Genomic DNA, 23587 nt, shown 5'->3' with positions numbered 1-23587 from the left:
ACCTCGATCAATCGGCATGTAACACTTTGGCGAATTTCTCCACCACTACAAAGCCCTTCATGGCATCATCGCCCGAGACATAATAAGACCCGCTGCGCAGCCAGGCATGGGCAATCATCCGGCCCTGCTTGTCCTTGGCAACCCCCATGTACAAAGTGCTCTCAATCCCGCGTTTTTCAAGCATTTTGAGTCCCGCTACCGCTCTGACCATGCAGGTGCTTTTCCAGGGCGTAAAGCGGCTCATGACACGGATCGCCTTGGTGACATGCCGAATGCGGGCGGCATCGCCCTCCTTGGATATCATAGGCGTTTCCTGCGCCTGTATGCCCAGCTGCGGAGCTGTTTTGGCGAACGGGAACAACAGTTGAATCCGAACGAGAAAAAGCCTCCAAAGCGCCTCGGGAATGAGCGCCAAGGCGGCTTTATCTACCGTCAGCAGCAGGCGTATGCGCCGTAAGGTCATCATGGCTGGCTTACAATACCCGCAAGATCCTCATCCAGCAGGCTCTGCAAAAAAGCAAATACATCCTGGCGGGCAATCTCCTCCGGAACCTCAAAAGTCTCCCGGATGATCTCCACCACCCGGCCAGCGGTTACAGGCGACGCCAGCGCCGTCCAGATTTCTCCGCCAACCTCACCCAGGTTGTAGTACTTGCCGTTTTTTACATTCAGCATAACCTTTTCGCCGTCCATATTGCTGGCAATATTCCCCTCACGCTGTACCAGCACTGATTCGAGGGACAAGACATCCGCCGTATTCATATTCATGAGTTCATCTCCTTCACTTGTTGCTGCTGCAATGCTTCAAGAATAAGCGACGTTTGCTGCGGAGCGCTGAAGCCCTGCTCAGGCCGGGTCAGCCGGTACATGGGCAGCCGGCCCACAAAAGAAGCCAGCATGCCGAAATGCCACTCGCGGATTCCGATCCGGTCCACAATCGCTCTTTGATAGGTATGATGGTACAACGTGTGAAACCGCTCCATGCCTTGAATCGGCTGCAGGCTGACCGGAGCCTCCGGGGCCGCCGATAATTCGAACAACCCTGCAAGCTGCAGAGGTTCACCGTGGAAGCGGTCATGCACCGGTACGGCAAACTTGGTTTCCCGCTCAAACAGCGGACGGTAGAGGGACGAATTCATTCCCAAATAGTCCAGGCTCTGCTGCCACAGCTTCTGCTGCGGATAACCTGGAACGGCAAATGGATAGCCATTGTGCACCATAACGGGAATAACGTCGTCACTGATCAGCGGATTTCCCTGATCCATCAAATAGGAGGCCAGCGTGGATTTGCCTGCCCCTGAACGCCCAACCAGTGCATAGGCCTTGCCATCAATAACAAGCGCGCTTCCATGAAGCGGAAGAATCTGTTTCTGCATCAGCAGAATCCCCATGCAGCTTCCCAGAATGAAGAGACGGATACAATCCGGATCTGCACCGGGTGCCGGTGATACTGTAATCGTATTGCCGTCCTGAATAGCAAAGATGGCTGTATCCTTAGACTCGAACATGACCTCATGCCCGGATACCCCAAGACTCGGCGTGATCTTCGGAATAGCTTCCCAGCGTTCTTTCAAATCTCCCTGAATCACCGATACACTGCCAATAAGCCCAGGCTCACCGGTAAGCGGAAGTTCCGGCAACGGGAATTCGCTGTGGATGTGCAGACCAAATGCTTTGTAAGCCAAACCTTGAACGGTACTCGCCATGCGATTCACTCCATATCTTCGATTTGCCCGGGTTCGGGAGACTGCTGTAAAAGGATAGCCCTGGTCCCCCTCAGCAAGCCTAGGGAGACGAGGGCCAGGCGAACAAAACCATCCTAGGAGTAGTGTTGTACTTCATCCGGATCATCTTGGAACGCGTCGACGATAGCAACACCAGGTCCAGCCATAGTCATTTTCACATCGAGTACTTCCAATGCAGGCTTGCTGTATTCCTTTTTCATATTTTCACCCCCTTTCAAGCATTCCCTCATCAGGACAAACGCTTCAGAAAACGGTAAAACACAAGTCCACGTGTCAGAAGGCGAAAATCCGAGTTGAAAATCATATTTGGTGCGGGCTCACTACCCAGCCGGTTCAAACATCCGGCGAGCCCGGTATTATTGAGGTAAGCAGAGGTGCGGGGGTCTTGGATCATCTCTCTAAGCTCCTGAATAAAAGCGTCCCACTTCGGAAGCATCCGGTAAATCCCGTCCGCCCCCTGAACACCGCGCCGTTTCCGGTTCAGACGCACCTCGTCCGGCAGCAGTCCCTTCATCGCTCTGCGGATCAGCGAGCGGTCCACCCCATGCTGCACATACTGGCTTTCCGGCACGGACAGGCAGAAACGGATAACACGCAGATCATTCGTGGGATCACGATCCCACACCCGGTATTTCAGTGACAGCTTCGTCGCTATCGTCCCATTCACATTCCAGACATGCGGCTGTTCAAAATGCTTGCGCCGGATATCGTAGATGGTCTGGGAAGAGCCACTGTTAATCCCCAGCGCCTTCAGCCGTTCGTCCACTTCTGTACGCCTTGCGAAATCAGGGTGAATCAGATCAGGCGGAGCTTCGTGCTTAGCCGGCAGCAGCCCAGTCAGCGACGGGAAGGCTTTTTTGCCGACAATTTGAAATACTTTTCTGCGGTTTGCCCCCATCGACTCATTGTACTTCCGGTTTTCCCGGTAAAAGGAGATCCAGCGGAATTCACGAATCAGCTTAGCCTGATAATCCAGTGCAGGGCCCCAGGAAATGGTCCAGTTGCCTCTCTGTCCGCTGAGCAGCACACCGATGTTCTTCATCTGCGCCTGCTCAAAGATCCCTTTGAGCCAATAGGAATTTTCAATAAATTTATAAGGCATCTCCATAATATCCAGCCAATCATCAATTTCACTGTAAGGGCTCAGATCGGGAAAATTCAAAAAGTTAGGCTGAATATTCCCGACATAATCGATGGTTTCCTGGATATAGGGACGCTCATCGGCGATACGTTTGCCGATGTTGAAATCGACAAAGTTATCCACCGGATAGGAACTGAAGGTATGCAGCGGCTGGCCCTGGCGGCGAAGCTCTCCAGCGGCGAAGCTGACTACCGATCCGGAATCGAGGCCTCCGCTAAGGTTGGCTCCAACCGCGCGAAACGTCCGGAGCCTGTCCCGGACCGCTTGCCCGAACACCTCACGAAAGGCTTCCTCATACTCCTGATCTGACCGCAGCCGCAGCTCGGGCGGAGCCTGCAGTGTACAGTAGCGGGAGAATAGGATATTACCGCCGCTTACGGAAATCGAATGGGACGGCGGCAGTTGTTCGATGGACTGATAGACTGTGGAGTACTGGTCCGAAACATCGGTACGCGTATGGATCGCCAGGAACTCGGAGGCCCAACGTTCATTCAGTGTCCGGTCTGCCCCCGGCATCGACAGGAGCGGATGAATGACAGTACAAAAAGATAACAGCCCTCCGGACCGGAGAAAGTACAACGTGCGGTTCCCCGAGAAGTCTCTGGCCCCGAACAGCGCCCGCTTCCGTTCATCCCAGATCATAAAGGCAAAGTCACCGACTAGATAGACCGGTGCCTGCTCGCCCCATTTCTCATAGGCCAGTAAAATAAGCAGACTGTCCGGCATAGAGACCCTATCCCCGCGCGGCACCTGAAGCCGTTCGAACAACTCTTCACGGTTATCAATAATAGCGTCGGCCGTAATAGCCAGCTTCCGCATAGAATCATAGTAAGGAAGCGTCTCTCCGAGGGATTGTGGCGTAACCCACTGCGACAGGCAGCCCAGGAATACATCCGTGCTCTGCCATGTCCTGATCTCATCGGCCGGATAGCGGCTGAGCTGCTGCATAAGATCAGGTCCCTGCTTAGGGTCCAGAGGTTGATGCTGTAAATGATAGATTCCCGCAATCGCGCTCATGGCAAGCCCCCACCTGGTTCAAAAGCCTTCTCCGGGCTGCTGAAAAGCACCCATTAGAGCTTTTTTACTGGTTCTTAATTAAGAACGTTTCTTTATATATAAGATAACGCCCTTCCCTAAAATTGTGAATAACACCACCGACTACTTTTTGGTATCCTTTAGCGTATTGACAATATATTTTATATTTGTTATGAACATAGGCAGAAAGACTATAATCTATTGAATTGAAAACCCTTTCCAGGAGTTGAGACCATAGAACCAGATCAGATGGAGCCAATTTTATTGAATATTCCCGGAAGCTTCACAAGCAGCCGTTTGCTGATCCGTGCAGCACAATGGGGAGACGGGGCTGCTGTTAACGAGGCCGTACACGAAAGTCTTGCAGAATTGCGTCCATGGATGCCCTGGGCACAAATAGCCCCCACTGCTGAAGAATCTGAAGCCAGCATCCGGCGGTCACATTTGCAGTTCCTGGAGCGTAAAGATCTTAGACTGCTTTTATTTAATAAGGAAACGGGACAGCTTGTGGGCAGCAGCGGCTTGCACCGGATAGACTGGCAGACGCGCAAGTTCGAAATCGGGTATTGGGTACGGACATCGTGCAGCAGACAAGGGTATATTAGCGAGGCGGTAGCTGCGATTGCAGAATACGCAATTAGGGAGCTGGGGGCTAACCGGATCGAAATCCGGTGTGACTCACGCAATACACAGAGTGCACGCGTAGCTGAGCGTCTGGGCTTCACCCTGGAGGGCATTATACGTAATGACAAGCGGGATGTGGCGGGAACACTGAGAGATACCCTGCTTTTTTCCAAGGTCCGGGGAGTGGAGTACTAAAGCGTCATAAACTGCCCCTGCCGTGCGAGAAAAGCCTCCTTCTCCTTGTAATCCGGCATCACGCTGCCGAGGCGGCGCCAAAAGGACCGGTCATGATTCATATGCAGCAGATGGCACAATTCATGAATGATTACATAGTCAATGACTTCCATCGGCGCCATGGCGAGCCGGTAGTTGAAGGTCAGCTTTTTATCCGCGCTGCAGCTCCCCCATTTGGTCCGGGATTCAACGATTTCAATGGATTTGGGCTTCACCTTCAGCACCGTTTGATAACGGGTGATCCGCCCGGCAACAATCTTTTTCAGGCTGGCAAAATAGAACTTTTTCAGCTCAAGCTTCAGCTTCTCCACGTCCTGCTCACTCGTGTTAATCAATTCATGCAGCAGATACTCCTTCCCCAGGTACAGGAATTTATCTTCCCTCTGGTACTCCTTCGGAGCCGGGAGCCGGCGGGCCGCCGCATTCCTGCGCAGACTCTCCAGAATCCATTTACCATGCCGCTCTACTGCGCTGCGAATCATTTCTTCACTTGCACCTGTAGGCGCCTTGACTATAATAAGCCCCACCATATCGATCTGCAGGGAAATCTTTTTCCGTCTGGCGTATTGAACATGAAGCTGCAGGGTCTGATCCCCAAGTTGAATCTGCATAGCCACCATCGTTTCTGTAAGATTGATTCCTTAAGCTTAGCATGAATGCTATGTAGATATGAAGTCCAGCCTTGAGCTGTCCCATGTACAAACGACCAAAAGGGGGTGTTCCCGCAGCCGGACAACGGCTTCAGGAGCATCCCCTTTTTACATTAGTTATGCTTTCAGATAGATTAAACCGGTACTACGAAGATGCCAGCGGAAAATGGCAGGCTACCCTTCGTCCGGGTTGCAGTTCTTCAAGCAGCGGCTCCTGCTGGCGGCATTTCTCCTGGGCCAGCGGACAACGGGTATGGAACCGGCACCCGGACGGCGGGTTCGCCGGTGAAGGAACATCACCCTGCAGCACAATCCGGTCCTGCTTCCTTCTTGGGGTCGGCTTGGGAATCGCCGAGAGCAGCGCTGCCGTATACGGATGCAGCGGGGCGGCAAACAACGCCTCCGTCTCTGCGACCTCAACCAGCTTGCCCAGGTACATGACGCCTACGCGGTCCGAGATATGGCGGACAACATTCAGCCCATGCGCAATGAACAGAAAGGTCAGCCCAAGCTCTTTCTGCAGCTTCATCAGCAGGTTGATGACCTGGGACTGCACAGATACGTCCAGCGCAGATACCGCTTCGTCGGCAACAATGAACTGCGGATTCAGCGCAATCGCGCGCGCGATCCCTATACGCTGGCGTTGTCCGCCTGAGAATTCATGCGGGTAGCGGTTTCTCCGCGTAGCATCCAGACCGACCAGCTCCATCAGCTCCACGACTCTGGCATCGATCTCACTTGACGTCATGTTCCGGTGTATCCTCAGCGGCTCACCAATGATATCCTTGACCAGAAACCGCGGATTCAAGGAACCGAACGGGTCCTGAAAAATAATCTGCATCTCCTCGCGCAGCTTCCTCAGCTCCTGATGGCGCAGCGAATGGATATCCCGGCCGCCAAACAGCACCTCTCCCCCGTGGCGCTTTGCAGCCGGAGCAGCACCCGTCCAAAAGTGGATTTGCCGCAGCCGGATTCGCCAACCAGGCCAAACGTTTCCCCTCTGCGGATAGACAGGGAAACACCATCGACGGCCTTCACCTGGCCAACCGTCCGGTTAAGCAGGCCTTTGGTAATCGGGAAATATTTTCGGATCTCCTTCACTTCCACCAGAACTTCGGCGGCGGAGGCAGCATTATTCAACGGTTTAACTGCGGTCTCATTCGTCATGCCTGTCTCACCCCATCTTTGTTGTCAGCTTGGACCGGCTTCCCCTGAAACAGCCAGCAGGCGGTACGGTGATCATCCGTAATCATGAAATCCGGCGGCTCCTTCATGCTGCAGACCTCCATCGCATGCGGACAGCGCGGATGAAAGCGGCAGCCCGGCGGAAGCTGGCCGATCGGCGGAATCGTTCCTTTAATGGTATACAGCTCTCCGCCGCGCCCTCCCTCAAAGCCGGGAATGGATTGCAGCAGACCAATCGTATACGGATGGCTCGGATGATCAAAAATCTCTTCTACTGTACCTTCTTCTACAATAGCTCCCGCATACATAACAGCGATACGGTCCGCAATCTCGGCAGCCACCCCCATATCATGGGTGATCAGCAGAACAGACATGCCAAGCTCTGCCTGAAGCTTGCGCAGCAAATCCAGAATCTGCGCCTGAACCGTAACATCGAGGGCCGTTGTCGGCTCATCGGCGATCAGCAGCTCCGGATTGCAGGCCAGAGCAATAGCGATAACAATCCGTTGGCACATTCCGCCGGACAGCTCATGCGGATACTGTCTCGCCCGGATCTCCGGCGCCGGAATCCCGACCAGCTTCAGCAGATCAATGGCCATTTGCATAGCCTCTTTGGGGCTTTTCTGCTGATGCAGCTGCAGGCTTTCGGCGATCTGTTCGCCAACCGTAAATACCGGATTCAGCGAGGACATCGGGTCCTGAAAAATCATCGCGATCCGGTTGCCGCGGATATCACGCATCTCTTCCTGCTTTTTCACAGCCAGATCTTGTCCATGAAAGTTAATATTGCCTTCAAGAATCATTCCGCCGGCGTAATCAATAAGCCGCATAACGGCAAGCGAGGTCACGCTTTTACCGCTGCCGGACTCTCCGACAAGACATACCGTCTGTCCTTTATCCACATTGATGGAGATTTGGTCGGTCGCCTTCACGAGCCCCTTTTCCGTTACAAAGCCGGTGGTCAGTTTCCGGATTTCGAGTAATTTTTCCGCCATTTGTCCAGCCTCCTCCGGGATTTGGTCAATTGCTGTCTGGGATCCAGTCCATCCCGGATGCCATCGCCGATAAAGTTTACCGCCAGCACCACGAGCAGGATGCACAGACCCGGATATACGGCCTGCATCGGATCTATCAGCATGAATTCCTGTGCGTTGCTGAGCATCAGTCCCCAGCTTGTAGCCGGAGCCTGGATACCAAGACCCAGATAGGACAACGCCGATTCACTTAAAATCGCACCGCCGACCATCAGAGTCGCATTCACAATAATCGGGAAGCTTGCGTTACGGAGCAGATGGCGGAAAATAATCCCCCAGCTCGATACCCCGATCGCTTTGGCCGCCTCGACATACTGCATTTCCCTAAGCTGCAGGAAGTTCCCCCGGACCAGCCGGGCAATGCTCATCCAACTGGTCAAGGCCAGAATCATGATCATATACTCCATCCGGGAGCCGAATATCGCCAGCACGAGTATATTCAGGAACAGCGTAGGAACGGAGTTCATCACGTCCACAATACGCATGAAGACGGTATCCACCCAGCCGCCAAAATAACCTGATATCGCCCCGATAATCGAACCGATGGCTACTGACGCAAAGGCTACTGAAAACCCGATCATCAGGGAGATTCTCGCACTGTACAGCAGTCTGGTGAGTATATCTCGTCCCAGCTCGTCTGTTCCCAGCAGATGCCCGTCCACTCCGGGCTTCAGGTTGGCGAACATCAAATCAATGGCTTCCGGCTTATATTTAGTGAGAAAAGGAGCGAGTGCAGCAATCACTATGAAAAAAAGCAGCACGGCAAGTCCGCTCATGGCGTATGGGTTGTGCGAGAACTTGTTCCACAAGATGGCCCAGGGACCCGGAGGTTTTTTCAAGTCAGCCGCTTTTTTCGTTTCCATTGAAGACAAGGCATCAGCGGGCAATTGTGAAGGATTAGTACTCATGCTGCTTTCCCTCCTTGCTTGCCGAGCTTGACGCGGGGATCTACTATCGCATACAAAATATCTGCGAGCAGATTGCCCAGCACAACCATAACCGCCGTTACGATAGTTATAGCCATGAGCACTGAATATTCGCGCTCGCTTGCCATTTGCACGAACCAGCGTCCCATGCCCGGCCAGTTGAATACACTCTCCGTCAAGGCGGCCCCTGCCACCAATATAGGAAGATCCAGGCCCAGAATGGTAATGATAGGAATAAGCGCATTGCGCAGCGCATGATGGAAGACGACTTTCCGTTCTTTGACACCCTTGGCGCGTGCAGTACGGATATAATCCTGGTCCAGTACTTCAAGCATGCTTGCCCGTGCATATTTCATGTAAGACGCAAGAAAACCCAGTGACAGCACCGTTACCGGCAGCACAAGGTGCATGAGCAAGTCGCCGATATCCCCTTCTTTCCCTCTTGTATGCATATCGGATAGAGGAAACCAGTTCAGCTTCAGGGAAAACCACTGCTGCAGCAGTATCCCGAACCAGAACGTTGGCATCGCAAAGCCGAGATAAGAGATGAAGGAGGCCGACTGGTCGGACAACCCATATACTTTGGTGCTGTTATAGATCCCCCAGGGAATCGCAATGATTAGGGATAACAGCCAGGCTGCCCCCATGAGAATGAAGGTATTGCCGATACGGGGCCATAGCAAATCCGCAACCGGCAGGTGATTTTTAAAAGTATAACCCAGGTCTCCCTGCAGCAAGCCGCTAATCCAGCGCACATACTGCACAGGGACAGGCTGGTCCAGGCCGAGATTATGCGCTTGCTGCTTGAAGACTTCCGGTGAAAGTCCCGGAGACAGCATCATCTGGGTCGGCCCTCCGGGAGCCGCATGAATTAGAAGAAAGGTAAGTATCGTAATCAAAAAGATCACCAGCACCGATTGCAATACGCGACGAATCAGATATTCTGTCATCAAATGTCCTCCTAGAGATGGTAAGGCATAGGATCACGGACCTCTTCAAGACAAAAGGAGAAGAGGAAAGAGAATTCTCTTTCCTCCCCCGCGATTCTATTTCCTGTGTCTGTTCATTTAGTCGGTTACCCACCATTTGATCGCATGGAAGTACTGTCCATAACCCAGTGAAGGTTCAGGAGCGTCTTCCTCTGCCCAGTGGACTCTAGGCCCCGTACCAATGGCTTGCCCATATTGATACAGGAACACGTAAGGCAGGTCGGTAGAGATTTCTTTACCTACTTCTTTATAAATTTCTTTGCGCTTTGCCTGGTCAACGGTAGAATATCCGTCTACCCACAGCTGATCCAGCTTCTCATTCTTATACCAGCCGCTGTTCTGTCCGGCAGGCGGGAAATACTTGGAGGAGAAGACGCTCTCTGAATCCGGGTCAGGAGTGTTCAGGGACCATGCTAACAGCAGGGCTTGGAATTTGCCCGGTGTTACGTTCTGGTCAATCCAGGCCGCAAAGTCAATGGCCTTCGGTGTAACTTCAATGCCGACTTCCTTCAGGTTCTGCTGAATGACTGCAGCAACCTGCTCACGGCGGCTGTTGCCCGCATTATATTGCAGTTCAAAGGAGAAACGGTGCCCATCTTTGGTAAGAATGCCATCCTTGCCGGCAACCCATCCGTCTTCCGCCAGCAGCTTCTTGGCGGTTTCTGCGTTGTAATCATAGTTAACGGCTGCATCGCCCGGATCAGCCCAAGTGTCCGGCAGGAAAGGTGCATTCATCAGTGCGCCGACACCCTTCAGAATGTTGTCGACCATCCCCTGACGGTTCAGTGCATGGGCAATGGCCTGTCTGGTCTTCTGTCCGGCGAACAGACCGTAATTATCTTTGAAGTTCTTGGAATCAAAGTTGAACATTATATATTCATACTGGGCGCCCGGCTTTTGGATGATATGAATGTCTTTGTTGGCGCTGACGGCTTCAACCTGCGTGACCGGAATGGCACTGATCTGGTCCGTGTCACCCTTTAGAAGGGCTTGAACCTCGGTATTCTGGTCAGCATAGATTTTATAAACCAGCTGTGCGATGTGAGGTTTAACTTCGCCCCAGTAGTTGGGATCAGCATCAAGGGTGTGGCTGTCTCCCTGTTTCCATGAAGTCCATTTCCATGGTCCGTTTGTAACGGTTTTAGCCGGGTCGGTACCATAGGGATTAGTTTGCATTTCTTTCGGCTTGACATCCTTCAGAACATGAGCCGGTACAACAGCCTGAACCAAGGCGTACAAGAATGGCGCATACACTTGCTTCATTGTGAACTTCACTGTCTTGTCATCGACTTTCTCAACGGTCTTTACCTTGTCGAATTGACTTGTAAGCGGTGATCCGGTTTCCGGATTCTTCGCCATATCAACCGTAAATACCACATCGTCTGCAGTGACCGGCTGGCCATCGCTCCATTTGATGCCGTCTTTCAACTTCACAGTATAAGTCAATCCATCCGCAGAGATTTCCGGCACATCCGCTGCCAGAGACCAAGGCTCTGCCTTTACATTTCCTTCGCGGTCCAAATTATAAAGTTTGGAAAATACGAATTCCGCTATATCACCGGAAGAAGTGTCGTTAATCATAAGAGGATTAATATTGACGATATCGGAAAATGAGCTCATAACCAGCGTGCCGCCGTCCACCGGGGCGCCTGCAGCCGGTTCGGAAGCTGCGGGAGCTTCACTTGCGGCAGGGGCAGAACTCTCTGCCGTAGCATTAGGTGAATTAGTTGCGGTGTTATTTGTACTGCAACCTGTGAATAGAACCCCTACTAGAGATAAAACCAGTAATCCAGACCACCATTTTCTCTTTTTTGCCATTCGATGTACTCCTCCTTAGTTAGATCAAATCAGAAGTCCAACAGCCTTCAAGGTATGTAACAATACCTCACAAAAAATTCTTTTACGATTAAGTCGTCATCCCCTGAAATAGACCACAGGTCAATTACCAACAGAAACAACTCAGGCCGGGAAGCTAGCTTTCCCATATAAATTATGGTTTATATTACATGTTAAATTTTCTTACGTCAATATCTTTTTTAACCGTTATTTACCTTGTCTTATTTCTATTTAATGTAGTATAATTCCTTTTCATTCCAATGTATTTCCTGACTAAATCATTAATACCATTAAAAGTTAAAATAAAGAGAGTTTAGATAACAGCCGTTTGATTTAACTGTGTTAATTACATGTGATATTTTTATGGATATATATATTCATATCACACACAAAAAAGAAGCGAACAGCCGCTAGGGTATCTCCCTTCTCCGCTGTTCGCTTTATCCCCTTTTATTTGCTCACACAATTCCTGCCCTTTTTCTTCGCGCGGTATAAAGCAGTGTCTGCCGATTTCATCACGGTTTCCGTGGTTTTGTATTTCTCATTCTTTTGAGAGACACCGATGCTTACGGTTATGTATATTTGCTTGGAGGTCCTAGTACTGGAAGACCTTTTTGAAGACTTGTTTTTGGATCTGCCCTTGGCGCGTATGGTGAAGGCCTGTTTGGATATTTTCTCCCGCAGCTCTTCGAGATGGGGAAGCACATCACTTATGGTTTTACCCGGAAAAAGAATAGTAAATTCCTCTCCGCCATAGCGGAAGGCTCTCCCTCCGCCCGTAACCTCCTTTATGTTGGAAGCCACCAGTCTCAGTACTTCATCACCCGTGTCATGTCCATAGGTATCATTGAATTTTTTGAAAAAATCAATGTCCAGCATGGCGATTGTATAGTTAAAGCCCAGCTTCATCATATCCTGCTTCAGCGCCCGCCGTGAAGGCAGACCCGTCAGCTCATCGGAAAAAGCCATCGAGTACGAATCCTGTATGATCGAAATAATGAAAACAATCCCTGAAGCAGCAAATATTATTGAATACAGCAGCGGGTTATTGTTCTGGTGCAGCACGTAAAATATGGCTAATAAGACACTTATGAATGAAATTTCCTGCGAAGAGGACCGGTATACGATTGCCCTGACCAGCAGGATGGCAAAGGCAATCACAAACGTAATCACAGACAGCTGCGGTATGGGAGTTACGGCGTAGAGATCTACAGGCACCACCTCTTTATTAAACAGGTGCAGCCATTCTCTTTCTCCCGACTCCATCTGCCAGAACAGAAACAGGCATTGCCCCAGGATCAGAGCCATCCGCAAGCCCCCCCATAAGCTGATGATGCCCCTCTCCTTAAAAAAGGAAAACAGCGCAATGTTCAGCGGAATCACCATACAGATAATGGAATAAACATCTCCGCTCCGCAGGGCTGTACCTGAAATCTCCGGCAAATAGGCCATGGACGCGATACAAAGCGCAAGAATCAGCAGAATGTAAAATTCCCGGCTCCGGTTAAATTTCCAGGATAATACGGCCCCTACAAAAAAAATCGCATACGGGGAAAAACCTATGGCCTCTACCTGCGGATTGGACATTTTATTAATTTTTGTGTACAAAAAGTAGGCTGCCGCCATCACTATAAATGGCAGAGTTCTGGATAAGGCTGCTTTGATCGTAGTCTTCAAGCTCAATAATTCCTTTCATGGAGTTTTCTCAAGGCTCCATATTAATATCGGTTGTATTGAGCTGCTAAATAAAGTGAACCAGGCACTCTGGATTTATTAATAAATTACAGCGCGCCAGCTTGACCAGCGCATGGCATTCCCTGTTAACGCTGCTGGCCTCTGCCAATCCCGAACACATAATATCCGGCAATGACCATTAGAATAAAGACTGCGCCGACAATCAGGGGAGTGCGGGTATCCGGATTAAACCACATGCCGACCAGCACCAGCGACAGAAAGATTACCGTGATATAGTTGCTGACCGGAAAGAACAGTGACTTGAACGGATGCGCGCCCATTTCGCTTCGCCATTTCGCCCGGAACCGGAACTGGCTGACCGCGAGTGCAAACCACGGCACCATTCCCGGAAGAATACTGGCACTGTATATGTACAGAAACAGCTTGGAGTCAGGCATCAGATAGTTGAACAGAACACCCAGCAGCAGCAGGGCGATTGTCGTGATAATACTGTTCCTCGGTACACCGGTCTTCGAGACTTTGCCAAAAAACTTCGGGGCCTGTCCGTTCTTCGCCAGCGTATACAGCATTCTTCCCGCACTGTAAATTCCGCTGTTGCAGCCGGACATGGCGGCGGTCAGCACCACAAAATTAATGATGCCCGCCGCAGCCACAATCCCCACCTTGGCAAAGGTCAAAACAAACGGACTGCCGATTTCCCCCACCTGATCCCAAGGATAGATCGTGACAATCACAAAGACCGCGCCCACGTAAAAAATCAGAATGCGCCAGATGATGTTTTTGATCGCTTTTTGCAGCGTATATTTCGGATTCTCGGCTTCTCCGGCCGTAATCCCCACCAGTTCAATCCCTTGATAGGCGGCCGTGACGATGCAAAGCGCAAACAGAAAACCCTTCAAGCCCCCGGCAAAAAAACCACCGTGGCTGTATAGGTTGGAAAGGCCTATGGGATGCCCTCCATTACCCAGACCAAAAAAGATCATCCCAGTGCCCAGCACGAGCATTACCGCAATGGCCACCACCTTGATCATGGCGAACCAGAATTCAAATTCTCCATAGAACTTCACCGCCGCCAGATTAGCCGCCGCGATAATCCCTACACCTGCCAATGCCGGCAGCCATTGCGGAATCCCCGGAAACCAGTAGCCCACATAGATCCCGATTGCCGTAACTTCCGCCATCCCTACCGTAACCCACAGGAACCAGTAGCTCCAGGCGGTCATAAAACCCGCAAGCGGATGAATATACTTGTGAGCAAACGTAGCGAAAGAGCCGGTCACCGGTTCCAGCACCAGCATCTCCCCCATAATGCGCATAACAAAAAACATGATGATTCCCGCCAGCAGATAAGCCAGCAGCACTGAAGGCCCTGCCCATTTGATCGTGCTGGCCGATCCCATAAAGAGGCCCACACCAATGGTCCCCCCGAGTGCAATCAGTTCAATATGCCTTGTCTTAAGACCCCTGTTTAATTGCTTAGCTTCCAACAAGAACGCTCCCCTTCATATGTCTCTCTTATGTGCAGCTATCATACTATGTAAGTAAGCTCCAACGCTGTGATATTCATTAACGCGCTGAAGGATTACCTTGTAGAATTGTACGGGAATTCATGTGGAATGACAATAGCGAACAACAGCGAGGGGGCATCCAATTAAATACAGAAAAAGATGCGGCTGCCGCATCTTTTGGACTACAGGATTATTAATCGGGTTCACTCCAAACCGCTGCCCTCATGCGCCCGCTTCAGAGCGGCAATGTCCAGCTTGCTCATTTGCAGCATTGCCTGCATGACTCTTTGTGCTTTGACGGGATCGGGATCGTTCAGCAGCTCTCCCAGAATAGTCGGGAAAATCTGCCACGATAAGCCGTATCTGTCTTTCAGCCATCCGCACGGCCCTTCCGTGCCGCCTGCGGACAGCTTTTCCCACAGCTCGTCGACTTCCTCCTGCCCCTCGCAGTTCACCAACAGGGAAATCGCTTCCGTAAACTTGAATTCAGGGCCGCCGTTCAGCGCGGTGTATACTTGTCCGTCCAGTTCAAACGTCACCGTCAGCACCGTCCCGGCAGGACGCCTGCCGCCTTCACCATAATATGCGGTATTTGTGATCCGGGAATTTTTGAAAATCGAGGTGTAATATTTCGCCGCTTCTTCCGCTTCCGTATCGAACCATAGATTCGTAACAATTTTCGGCATAACAGATCCCTCCTGAATGTTCTATTGCAGCTGGAATGCTCCACTGCCAGACGTTCCTCTTCATTATAGACCAAATAGCCGGCTTAATTTCTTATGGATTGCTAAAAAAAGGGACCGGAAATATATAACTTTCTGATATGCCAAAAAAAGCCCGGGCGCAGGCCCGGGCTTTATGGTTTAATCTTATCTGATTAATTCTGGTCCATCCATTGAAAATGGAAGCTTCCCGGCTGATCCAGCCGTTCAAAGGTATGCGCTCCAAAATAATCTCTTTGCGCCTGCAGCAGGTTGGCCGGAAGACGTTCCGAACGGTAGCTGTCATAATAGGCCAGTCCGGAGGCAAACGCCGGAACCGGGATTCCTCTTTTGACGGCAAGCGCCACCACATCTCTCCAGGCTTCCTGGTAGTTGTGCACCACGCTGCTGAAGTACTCATCCAGGAACAGGTTCTTGAGTTCAGGATCGCGGTCATAGGCGTCCTTGATATTTTGCAGGAAGCCTGCGCGGATAATGCAGCCCCCGCGGAAAATCATCGCAATGCTGCCATAGTTGAGGTTCCAGTTATACTCATCCGAAGCCACTCTCATTTGGGCAAAGCCCTGGGCGTAGGAGGCGATTTTGCTGGCATACAGCGCTTTGCGGACCGCCTCGATGAACTCCTTGGCATCGCCGTCATACCCCTTGACCGCAGGCCCCTTCAGGCGTTTGCTTGCAGCCACACGTTCTTCCTTCATCGCTGAGATGAACCGGGCAAAGACGGATTCGGTAATGATGGACAATGGAACACCCAGATCGAGGGCATTTTGGCTCGTCCATTTGCCTGTTCCCTTTTGTCCGGCGGAATCCAGGATTACATCAACCATCGGTTTGCCGGTATCCGGGTCAGCTTTGGCAAAAATATCTGCCGTGATTTCAATCAGATAGCTGCTTAGCTCCCCGCGGTTCCATTCCGAGAAAATCTCATGCAGTTCAGCGGTATCCAGGCCGAGTACATCCTTCAGCAGTTGATACGCTTCACCGATGAGCTGCATGTCGCCGTATTCAATGCCGTTATGCACCATTTTGACATAGTGCCCGGCACCATCTTCGCCGATGTAGGTCGAACAAGGGTCCCCGTCCACTTTGGCCGAAATGGCCGTCAGGATCGGTTCTACCAGCTCGTAGGCGTCCTTTTGCCCGCCCGGCATGATGGCCGGTCCTTTCAGCGCCCCTTCTTCACCGCCGGATACCCCGGCCCCGATGAAGCGGAAGCCTTGGGCCTGAAGCTCCTTGTTCCGTCTTTGCGTATCCGGGAAAAAGGCGTTGCCGCCGTCAATCAGGATATCCCCTGGCGACAGATGCGGCACCAGCTGCTGAATCGTATCATCTGTCGGCTTGCCGGCCTTGACCATAATCATGATTTTGCGCGGCGTCTCCAGGGACTGGACAAACTCTTCGATGCTGTAGGCACCTGTGAAGTTTTTGTCTGCTGCTTCCGCAAGCAGTTCATCCGTCTTCTCCCGGGAACGGTTGTAGAGGGCCACTGAAAACCCTTTGCTCTCCATATTCAAGGCCAGATTCTTCCCCATAACGGCTAATCCGACCACACCAATCTGCTGTTTCCCCATCGTTCATAACCTCCTATGATATGTGCTGAATTAAACCTGCGGCGCTTTTTTCCAGTCGGCAGCGAATTTCTCCAGCCCCTGATCGGTCAGCGGGTGCTTGGAGATTTGCTCGATTACGCTGAACGGAATGGTGGCAATATGCGCACCAGCCATGGCTACGCGGGTTACGTGGTCCGGATGGCGGACCGAAGCTGCGATAATCTGCGCGTCCAGGTTGTGAATGCGGAACAGCTCGGCAACTTTTACGATCAATTGGACTCCATCCTCGGAGATATCATCCAGACGGCCCAGGAACGGCGATACATAGGTAGCTCCTGCACGGGCAGCGAGCAGCGCCTGGTTCACAGTGAAGATTAGCGTAACGTTGGTTTTTACACCTTTTTGAGTGAGGTAACGGCAGGCCTCCAGACCTGCGAGCGTCATCGGGAGCTTGATCGTGATGTTTTTGTCATAGTTGTTGATCTTGATCAGCTCATTCGCCTGTGCGATCATCTCTTCAGCGGTGACAGCATCCGGCGTCACTTCGGCAGACACAGACTCCACCTCAGGCACGGTGCGCAGAATCTCTGCAATGCGGTCTTCGAATTTCACGCCTTCTTTGGCAACCAGGGATGGATTCGTTGTGACTCCGGACAAAACACCGATTTGGTATGCTTTTTTGATGTCTTCCACATTAGCGGTATCGATAAAAAATTTCATATTCTTAATCCTCCATTTTTAGTTGAACTAATTGTAGTATTAAAAATTTGAAGCAACAGGCAGCGCAAGCTCGCTTTCTTCATCCACGGCAGAGTCAAGCCACCAGTGATGCCCGTTCTCTGCAAGCAGCTGGTCTGATTCGGCAGGTCCAAACGTCCCGGCTGCATAATGATAGAGAGGAACGCTATTCTTGGCAAAAGCATTCAGGATCGGCTGCACCCATTTCCAGGACAGCTCCACCTCATTCCAATGCGCAAAGAACGACGGATCTCCGTGCAGCGCATCATAAATCAGATTTTCATAAGCCTCCGGCACTTCAATAGAGCTGGTATGAAAATCAATGTGCATCGCTTTGAACTTCCCTTTGTGCTGGGGATCTCTGGCCTTGAGCTGCAGCGTTATTCCCTCGTTCGGACTGATCTCGAACACCAGCAGATTAGGAATATCATCCTCGGCGGCTGACGAGTTCTGCTTAAGCGGCTCTTTGAACTCAATGACAATACGCGTCGATTTCTCTTTCATTCTCTTCCCGGTCCGGATATAGAAAGGCACACCCTTCCAGAAGGGATCGTCAATCTGCAATCTGGCGGCAATAAAGGTATCGTTCTGTGAATCGGCCGGAATTCCCGGTTCAGCGGTGTAGCCCAGCGCCGGCTTGCCCTGGATGGTACCTGCGGTATACTGCCCGCGGATTACATTGAACTGGACATCGGCTTCTTCCAGTGGCTCCAGGGACTCCATCACTTCTTTCTTTTTGAAGCGCACTTCGTCTGCTGTGCTGTCTTTCGGCAGGCGGATCGCCAGCATCATCAGCAGCTGGAGCATATGATTCTGGAACATGTCTCTCAGCGCACCCACGTGATCGTAGTACCCCGCTCTTTCTTCCACACCCACCGTTTCGCCTGCGGTAATCTGCACATTGGCAATGTAGCGGTTGTTCCAGAGGGCATGAAGCACCGGATTCGTCTGCTGGAACACATCCAGCTCCTGCACCATCGGTTTGCCCAGGTAATGGTCGATCCGGAAAATTTCATCCTCGGTAAAAGCCTCGCTCAGCTTCAGATTCAGCTCCTGGGCTGACTGCAGATCATGGCCGAAGGGCTTTTCAATCACCAGGCGTTTCCAGCCCTTGGCGGCACCCAGACCGCTCTCCTTGATATTCAAGGCAATGGGTTCAAAAAACTCAGGGCCGACGGATAAATAGAACATCCGGTTCGGGGAACTGCCCATGTCCGCTTCCAGCTGTTCAACCCGCTGCAGCAGCTTAAGATAATCTTCTGTGTGCCCCACATCCAGCACATTATATCGGAAGGCCTTCAGGAAGCCGCGCACGGACGCAGAATCATTCACTTCCCGCCGGGAAAAATCCCGGATCGACCGCTCCACCATAGCCTGAAAGGCTTCATCAGCCACTTCTCTTCTGCCAAGACCAATCACAGAGAATGAATGGTGCAGCTTGTGGTCGAGATATAAATTATACAGCGCAGGATAGATCTTTCTTCGGGCCAAATCTCCTGTCGCTCCAAACAAAACAAATGTAGTTGCCTCCATCTCCATTCTCCTTCTGCTCTGGTTTATCTTTCCTGAGTACACTATAATACAAATACGAACCATGCAAGTAATTAATATATTTCACAGGAGCTATAGACCATGTCTATGAACAACTTTGAGCTGTATAAGGTTTTTTACTGGGCAGCAAAGACCGGAAGCCTGACCCAGGCCGCCAAATCCCTCTACATTACCCAGCCCAGCGTCAGCCATGCGATCAAGCAACTGGAAGACAGCTTTGGCCTGACCCTGTTTACCCGGAATTCCAAAGGCGTGGTACTGACACCGGAGGGGGCCACCTTGTACTCCTATATCGAGCAGTCGCACATTCTCATCACCCAGGCCGAGAAGAAGATGGCCGAACTCAAAAACCTCGACAACGGCGAGCTGCGGATTGGCGGCAGTGATTCCCTGTTCAAGCATTATCTGCTGCCCTTCATCGAAGTCTTTCACCAGCGCTACCCCGGCATCCGGCTGCATCTGATCCACGGGACTACACCCGAAGTCATCTCTTATTTAAAAGAGGGCCTCGTTGACCTGGGCGTGGTGCGCATGCCGATCGCCGATCCCCAGCTTGAAGTGCGGCAGGGGCTTCAGCTCCAGGACTGCTTCATTGCGGGCAGCCACTATGCCGGGCTGAATCAGAAGGTGCTCTCTATTGAAGAGCTGCTTCAATATCCCATCATCCTCTTCTCCCGCAGCAGCCGTGCACGGATGGCCATTACAGACTTGTTCCGGGGTTACGGCTACGAGCTGAAGCCGGAATTCGAGGTAGGCAGCGTGGGCCTGCTGATCGAATTTGCCCGCAAAGGACTCGGCATCTCCTTCGTCACGCGGGAATTCGTGTCCAAGGAGCTGGAAGAGGGCTCCCTCTTCGAAATTAAGCTCGACGTACAGCTCCCCCCTGCCCAGGTGGGCATGATGACCATGCGCAACATGCCGCTGACGACTGCGGCCAGCAAGTTCATTGAGCTAACAAAGTAGAGCGGCCCGGGGGAGGCGCCGGGGGAACAACGGCGAGGTGCCCGGGCGGAATGCCCGGGCGGCTTCAACAACGGCACTTTTGCCGTTGTTTCCGGGCATTACGCCCTGGGGCGACACAACAACGGCACTTTTGCCGTTGTTTCCGGGCATTACGCCCTGGGGCGACACAACAACGGCACTTTTGCCGTTGTTTCCCGGCATTCCGCCCTGGGGCGACACAACAACGGCACTTTTGCCGTTGTTTCCGGCATTCTGCCCCCGGCGGGGGAGCCAGCGGTCCTATTGCCGCAGGTAAGACTTTAATAAGCCGCCGCCCTTAAAGCGGCTATGCTCCGAGAGATGTGTTTGCCGCACGGCTCTTTGTATTTGCCCTCTTTTCCACCCAGACTGTCTGTCTGACTGCCCTGAATCTAGATGCTCCCCCCACTATTCAAAAAGCAGATACCAGTACACCGCAACCTCACCGCTGACGGCGGGGATTCCTTTATACACATATTGATCAAACCCGCCAATTACAAACCCGCAGCGCTCATAGAACCTGCATGCCTGCACATTGATGTTCTGCGTTTCCAGCATGATTCCAGGCAATCCCCGTTCCTGCGCCCAGCGCTTGGCCTGTTCCATCAGTTGTCGGCCGATCCCATACCTTCTGAATTGCTTGTCCACCTGGATCATCTCAATAAGCGCATAACGGTTCCAATTCTTTTTCAATACCATTCGCCCCACCGCCTGTTGTTCCGCAAAAGCCAAATAAACCACTTGATCGGGGTTATTGATGTACTCAGAATCCTCTGTTACGTCTGCCTGCTCAGAGGTTTCTTCTGAGTATCTTTTCTCATAGATTGGAATGTCTTTTACGGTGTATGTGAACTGATTCTCTATGTATGAAAGGACAAGAGCTGAATCTACAAAAAAAGAATCGTCCATATCCGTCCAGCGGCCCTGATCCTCAGCCGTCATTTCCCGGATGGAGATATCCAGAAACTCTGAGGACTCTGCATCAAGTTGTTTCCATGGTTCCTGCTGATTCATGTTGCACCCTCCTTATATTTTCACAATCCATTATCTGATTAAGCCGTTTGCGGTCCTGGTGTTTGTTGTCCACTGGTTCAATCCGCTGATGTGGATTTCTTTTCACACTGATGAGTCTGGGCCGATGCCCTCGTCTCCGTGACGGTCATCCCCGCTATGAGATGATGTCGGCAGCCACGAAGGGACCATTCAAGCAAAAGCAAGCCGCCAGAAGCGGAGAGAATTGGAGCTATAACATCTGCGTATCCGGTCTATTACCAAACAGAAGAGAGCCTAACCTTCGCGGTTGAAGACGGGGGACTCGTAGTTGCAGAGTATTATACTGTTTATGAGGATAGGCCTTTTAATGCAGAGGCTAATATTTCTTCCTTTAACTCCTTGGTTAGGGGCCTATTATTATATGATAAAGCGTAGGGGCTTATTTCCACTTCCTTGCCTTCTTCTCCCAGCTTCTCAGCTAAATAGAACAGCGCATTTAATGGGTTCGATGGTTCATTCAACAGATGAACAATTAGTTCCTCGAGTAGTTGCTGTCCGTTGACCGCCGGAAACTCCAGCAGACCTTGTGTGCTCCGGAGTTGTGCAGCATAATCACTAAACTTCTCATTAATATCCCAGCCGGGCCATTTATTCTGAAGCTGACTGAATAAGCCGGAAATCACGTCAGCATGCCAAAATTCTAATCGTTTTTGAGGAATATCAAGATGGAAGCCACCCAGAGGAAAGTCTTTCTTCCATTCGCTAAGAGCAAGCTTTTGATAGCCATATGCTTTATCGATCTTATCAACTATTTCAAGGCCGTGAAGCAAATACTCTTCAATCCCTCCCCCTAAGGGGAATATTAGCATTTCATTTGCTGAGAATCTTACACTTGCCACCGTTTCAACCCAGTCTTTCTCTTCAGGAGGCGCTAAACAGATACTATTCAAATCACTATCACCAACGGTTAACACCTTTTCCTTGGGGTAGCCTACATAAGAAGCTAAATCTGCAATACCTCCATAAGCCCACTCGATCTCCCAGCCGTTCCACGTCTTTTGCATAAGCTGTATATATAGATTTCGAAGCGGAATGTCAAACCGTATATCTTCGCCGCCGTAAATCAATAATTTCTTAATGTCCAGATCAAGGACAGCACCGCCTTCAGCCCATATATCATTAAGCCAACCGGATTCATCTACCTTTGTTTGAAGTTCAATAAATTCGACGGCATATTCAGGACCCCAGAACAAGTCCCGTGGCAGTGTATTCGCACACCAGTGGCTATAATACAGCTCATAAGACCGATTTCTTACAATTAGCAGATTTGCCCTCTGTCCCATTCTATCCTCCGTTTAATCCACATTTTCTAATATCTCGCCTTTACTACCCTTAACTTACACCCTAGATGCCCTTCCATCGACATTTCTTCCTGCCACCATGCAACATCCAGTATTTCAGAACAAAAAGGGCAGGCCACATATTCGGAGTCCCCGCCCTGATCAATAAACTGTAACGAATCAAATACATGAATATCGCAAAAGATCGAACGATCATCCAGAAGACGAGCCAAAATTAGCTTATAGTTGCCTTCAGGTATCAGCCTTATGACGTTTCCGGACATTTGACGCTCCCTTCGTTCAGGGCAGTTACCATACTCGAGACTTACTGCTGCTCCCGTTGTCTGTCGATCATCCCCAAGTAACGATCCAACTGCTGCTCCTCCAAAGAAGCAATCATATCAGCAAAAGGCTCCAGATCCCGATGTACAGCGTAGGCTTCCAGGGCATTAAAATAATCCAGTCTGCTTTCTTTCGCAATAGAGATGGGTAAGAAGCCGTTCGCCAGCAGCTGGTAGTTCATAATCAGCCGTGATGTTCTCCCGTTCCCGTCCGAAAACGGATGGATGCGCACAAACTCCGCATGCGTCCACGCCGCGAGCTCAATGATGTTAACAGGCTTTTTATCAGCCAAATCAGCATAAAAGTTTTGCACCTGACGGTACATCTCATTTGGTATTGGCGGTGTATGTGCAGCTCCTGAAATATATACCTCTACATTGCGGTAGACACCACCCACCATAATATTCTCCATCAGGATGGCATGAATGTCCTTGATGATGTTTTCGTCCAGCAGCAGCCCTTGCTCAATACAGGCTTTTACATGCTGGTAGGCTTTGTTGTGGTTAATGACCTCGTAAATTTCCCGCAGCTTCTTGCCACCTACGGACAGCCCTTCCTCCAGTACCACCTTGGTTTCCAGAAGAGTAAGCGTGTTACCTTCAATCGCTGTGGAGTTATGCGTATACTCCAGTTCAAACGCCTGTACATAACTTTTGACGGTTACTTCCGGGAGTGTATGTTTGGCCTGCTCGTATAAGGCTTTTTTACGCAGTAATTCGGGGTAGTCCAGACTGCTCACTCCTTCCCTTTTTATTACCTTTTTCATAA

The 23587-nt window shown here is 51.0% G+C and carries 22 protein-coding genes and 1 pseudogene; 3 read left to right on the top strand and 20 right to left on the bottom strand.

What is annotated here, in order from left to right; all coding sequences use genetic code 11:
* Positions 1-7: 7 nt before the first annotated feature.
* From JI735_RS13080 to JI735_RS13060, 5 genes are all read right to left on the bottom strand, one after another.
* Positions 8-466 (bottom strand): lasso peptide biosynthesis B2 protein, encoded by a 459-nt coding sequence (locus JI735_RS13080; RefSeq protein WP_039838275.1) that lies wholly within the window; start codon positions 464-466, stop codon positions 8-10.
* Positions 463-768, bottom strand: a complete 306-nt coding sequence (locus tag JI735_RS13075) for a lasso peptide biosynthesis PqqD family chaperone (protein ID WP_039838274.1) — start codon at positions 766-768, stop codon at positions 463-465. Before JI735_RS13075 ends, JI735_RS13080 begins: the two co-directional genes overlap by 4 nt.
* Complete coding sequence (locus tag JI735_RS13070; RefSeq protein WP_202677453.1) at positions 765-1706, bottom strand: aldolase; 942 nt, start codon at positions 1704-1706, stop codon at positions 765-767. The genes JI735_RS13075 and JI735_RS13070 overlap by 4 nt, the downstream gene beginning before the upstream one ends.
* 113 nt (positions 1707-1819) lie before the next feature.
* Positions 1820-1945 carry a paeninodin family lasso peptide gene (locus tag JI735_RS13065; RefSeq protein ID WP_020426161.1) on the bottom strand — a complete coding sequence of 42 codons (126 nt, stop codon included), beginning with the start codon at positions 1943-1945 and terminating at the stop codon, positions 1820-1822.
* Between the two features lie 29 nt (positions 1946-1974).
* Entirely contained in the window at positions 1975-3903 is a 1929-nt protein-coding gene (locus JI735_RS13060) for an asparagine synthase-related protein (RefSeq protein ID WP_039838269.1), read from the bottom strand.
* A 267-nt stretch (positions 3904-4170) separates the two neighbouring features.
* Between JI735_RS13060 and JI735_RS13055 the strand changes: the two genes are divergently transcribed.
* On the top strand, positions 4171-4740 hold the full coding sequence (locus JI735_RS13055; RefSeq protein WP_039838268.1) for a GNAT family N-acetyltransferase: 570 nt from the start codon (positions 4171-4173) through the stop codon (positions 4738-4740).
* On the opposite strand, the gene JI735_RS13050 is transcribed toward JI735_RS13055, so the two are convergent.
* The 12 genes and pseudogenes from JI735_RS13050 to zwf form a co-directional block, all read right to left on the bottom strand.
* A complete protein-coding gene (locus tag JI735_RS13050) occupies positions 4737-5390 on the bottom strand; it encodes a M48 family metallopeptidase (protein WP_039838271.1) in 654 nt (217 codons plus the stop codon). The genes JI735_RS13055 and JI735_RS13050 overlap by 4 nt on opposite strands.
* 184 nt (positions 5391-5574) lie before the next feature.
* Positions 5575-6596: pseudogene (locus JI735_RS13045) on the bottom strand (ABC transporter ATP-binding protein).
* A complete protein-coding gene (locus JI735_RS13040) occupies positions 6593-7609 on the bottom strand; it encodes an ABC transporter ATP-binding protein (RefSeq protein WP_039838266.1) in 1017 nt (338 codons plus the stop codon). Before JI735_RS13040 ends, JI735_RS13045 begins: the two are co-directional and overlap by 4 nt.
* Positions 7576-8511, bottom strand: coding sequence for an ABC transporter permease (locus tag JI735_RS13035; RefSeq protein ID WP_051052186.1), 936 nt, complete (start codon positions 8509-8511; stop codon positions 7576-7578). Before JI735_RS13035 ends, JI735_RS13040 begins: the two co-directional genes overlap by 34 nt.
* 41 nt (positions 8512-8552) lie before the next feature.
* Positions 8553-9524, bottom strand: coding sequence for an ABC transporter permease (locus JI735_RS13030; RefSeq protein ID WP_020428793.1), 972 nt, complete (start codon positions 9522-9524; stop codon positions 8553-8555).
* 117 nt (positions 9525-9641) lie between these two features.
* Positions 9642-11381, bottom strand: a complete 1740-nt coding sequence (locus JI735_RS13025) for a peptide-binding protein (RefSeq protein WP_039838264.1) — start codon at positions 11379-11381, stop codon at positions 9642-9644.
* Positions 11382-11849: 468 nt separating this feature from the next.
* Positions 11850-13076, bottom strand: a complete 1227-nt coding sequence (locus JI735_RS13020) for a GGDEF domain-containing protein (protein WP_039838263.1) — start codon at positions 13074-13076, stop codon at positions 11850-11852.
* 143 nt (positions 13077-13219) lie between these two features.
* Positions 13220-14581, bottom strand: coding sequence for an amino acid permease (locus JI735_RS13015; protein ID WP_039838262.1), 1362 nt, complete (start codon positions 14579-14581; stop codon positions 13220-13222).
* A gap of 224 nt (positions 14582-14805) precedes the next feature.
* Positions 14806-15288 carry a VOC family protein gene (locus JI735_RS13010; RefSeq protein WP_039838261.1) on the bottom strand — a complete coding sequence of 161 codons (483 nt, stop codon included), beginning with the start codon at positions 15286-15288 and terminating at the stop codon, positions 14806-14808.
* A gap of 191 nt (positions 15289-15479) precedes the next feature.
* Positions 15480-16895: an NADP-dependent phosphogluconate dehydrogenase gene (gene gndA / locus JI735_RS13005; RefSeq protein WP_039838260.1), complete on the bottom strand. Its 1416-nt coding sequence runs from the start codon at positions 16893-16895 to the stop codon at positions 15480-15482.
* 30 nt (positions 16896-16925) lie between these two features.
* Positions 16926-17594, bottom strand: a complete 669-nt coding sequence (fsa, locus tag JI735_RS13000) for a fructose-6-phosphate aldolase (protein ID WP_020428805.1) — start codon at positions 17592-17594, stop codon at positions 16926-16928.
* Between the two features lie 39 nt (positions 17595-17633).
* Positions 17634-19145 carry a glucose-6-phosphate dehydrogenase gene (gene zwf / locus JI735_RS12995; RefSeq protein WP_039838258.1) on the bottom strand — a complete coding sequence of 504 codons (1512 nt, stop codon included), beginning with the start codon at positions 19143-19145 and terminating at the stop codon, positions 17634-17636.
* Between the two features lie 99 nt (positions 19146-19244).
* Between zwf and JI735_RS12990 the strand changes: the two genes are divergently transcribed.
* Complete coding sequence (locus tag JI735_RS12990; protein ID WP_202677452.1) at positions 19245-20126, top strand: LysR family transcriptional regulator; 882 nt, start codon at positions 19245-19247, stop codon at positions 20124-20126.
* Between the two features lie 37 nt (positions 20127-20163).
* The gene (locus tag JI735_RS12985) at positions 20164-20421 is read left to right on the top strand and encodes a hypothetical protein (RefSeq protein WP_202677451.1); all 258 of its coding nucleotides are present in this window, start codon (positions 20164-20166) and stop codon (positions 20419-20421) included.
* 131 nt (positions 20422-20552) lie between these two features.
* On the opposite strand, the gene JI735_RS12980 is transcribed toward JI735_RS12985, so the two are convergent.
* From JI735_RS12980 to JI735_RS12970, 3 genes are all read right to left on the bottom strand, one after another.
* Positions 20553-21107, bottom strand: a complete 555-nt coding sequence (locus tag JI735_RS12980; protein ID WP_039833133.1) for a GNAT family N-acetyltransferase — start codon at positions 21105-21107, stop codon at positions 20553-20555.
* Positions 21108-21484: 377 nt separating this feature from the next.
* On the bottom strand, positions 21485-22480 hold the full coding sequence (locus JI735_RS12975; protein WP_039833131.1) for a hypothetical protein: 996 nt from the start codon (positions 22478-22480) through the stop codon (positions 21485-21487).
* A 322-nt stretch (positions 22481-22802) separates the two neighbouring features.
* Positions 22803-23585, bottom strand: a complete 783-nt coding sequence (locus JI735_RS12970) for a Fic family protein (RefSeq protein ID WP_233476379.1) — start codon at positions 23583-23585, stop codon at positions 22803-22805.
* Between the last annotated feature and the right edge of the window lie 2 nt (positions 23586-23587).

Source organism: Paenibacillus sonchi (assembly GCF_016772475.1).
Lineage (GTDB): Bacteria > Bacillota > Bacilli > Paenibacillales > Paenibacillaceae > Paenibacillus_AQ > Paenibacillus_AQ sonchi.
The sequence above is the reverse complement of the archived record's forward strand: the minus strand, read 5'-3'. Positions and strand labels throughout refer to the sequence as shown.

Coding starts and splice junctions, on each gene's coding strand:
- JI735_RS13080 (WP_039838275.1), bottom strand. CDS start 466: ATGATGACCTTACGGCGCATACGCCTGCTGCTGACGGTAGATAAAGCC.
- JI735_RS13075 (WP_039838274.1), bottom strand. CDS start 768: ATGAATATGAATACGGCGGATGTCTTGTCCCTCGAATCAGTGCTGGTA.
- JI735_RS13070 (WP_202677453.1), bottom strand. CDS start 1,706: ATGGCGAGTACCGTTCAAGGTTTGGCTTACAAAGCATTTGGTCTGCAC.
- JI735_RS13065 (WP_020426161.1), bottom strand. CDS start 1,945: ATGAAAAAGGAATACAGCAAGCCTGCATTGGAAGTACTCGATGTGAAA.
- JI735_RS13060 (WP_039838269.1), bottom strand. CDS start 3,903: ATGAGCGCGATTGCGGGAATCTATCATTTACAGCATCAACCTCTGGAC.
- JI735_RS13055 (WP_039838268.1), top strand. CDS start 4,171: ATGGAGCCAATTTTATTGAATATTCCCGGAAGCTTCACAAGCAGCCGT.
- JI735_RS13050 (WP_039838271.1), bottom strand. CDS start 5,390: ATGCAGATTCAACTTGGGGATCAGACCCTGCAGCTTCATGTTCAATAC.
- JI735_RS13040 (WP_039838266.1), bottom strand. CDS start 7,609: ATGGCGGAAAAATTACTCGAAATCCGGAAACTGACCACCGGCTTTGTA.
- JI735_RS13035 (WP_051052186.1), bottom strand. CDS start 8,511: ATGGAAACGAAAAAAGCGGCTGACTTGAAAAAACCTCCGGGTCCCTGG.
- JI735_RS13030 (WP_020428793.1), bottom strand. CDS start 9,524: ATGACAGAATATCTGATTCGTCGCGTATTGCAATCGGTGCTGGTGATC.
- JI735_RS13025 (WP_039838264.1), bottom strand. CDS start 11,381: ATGGCAAAAAAGAGAAAATGGTGGTCTGGATTACTGGTTTTATCTCTA.
- JI735_RS13010 (WP_039838261.1), bottom strand. CDS start 15,288: ATGCCGAAAATTGTTACGAATCTATGGTTCGATACGGAAGCGGAAGAA.
- gndA (WP_039838260.1), bottom strand. CDS start 16,895: ATGGGGAAACAGCAGATTGGTGTGGTCGGATTAGCCGTTATGGGGAAG.
- fsa (WP_020428805.1), bottom strand. CDS start 17,594: ATGAAATTTTTTATCGATACCGCTAATGTGGAAGACATCAAAAAAGCA.
- zwf (WP_039838258.1), bottom strand. CDS start 19,145: ATGGAGGCAACTACATTTGTTTTGTTTGGAGCGACAGGAGATTTGGCC.
- JI735_RS12990 (WP_202677452.1), top strand. CDS start 19,245: ATGTCTATGAACAACTTTGAGCTGTATAAGGTTTTTTACTGGGCAGCA.
- JI735_RS12975 (WP_039833131.1), bottom strand. CDS start 22,480: ATGGGACAGAGGGCAAATCTGCTAATTGTAAGAAATCGGTCTTATGAG.
- JI735_RS12970 (WP_233476379.1), bottom strand. CDS start 23,585: ATGAAAAAGGTAATAAAAAGGGAAGGAGTGAGCAGTCTGGACTACCCC.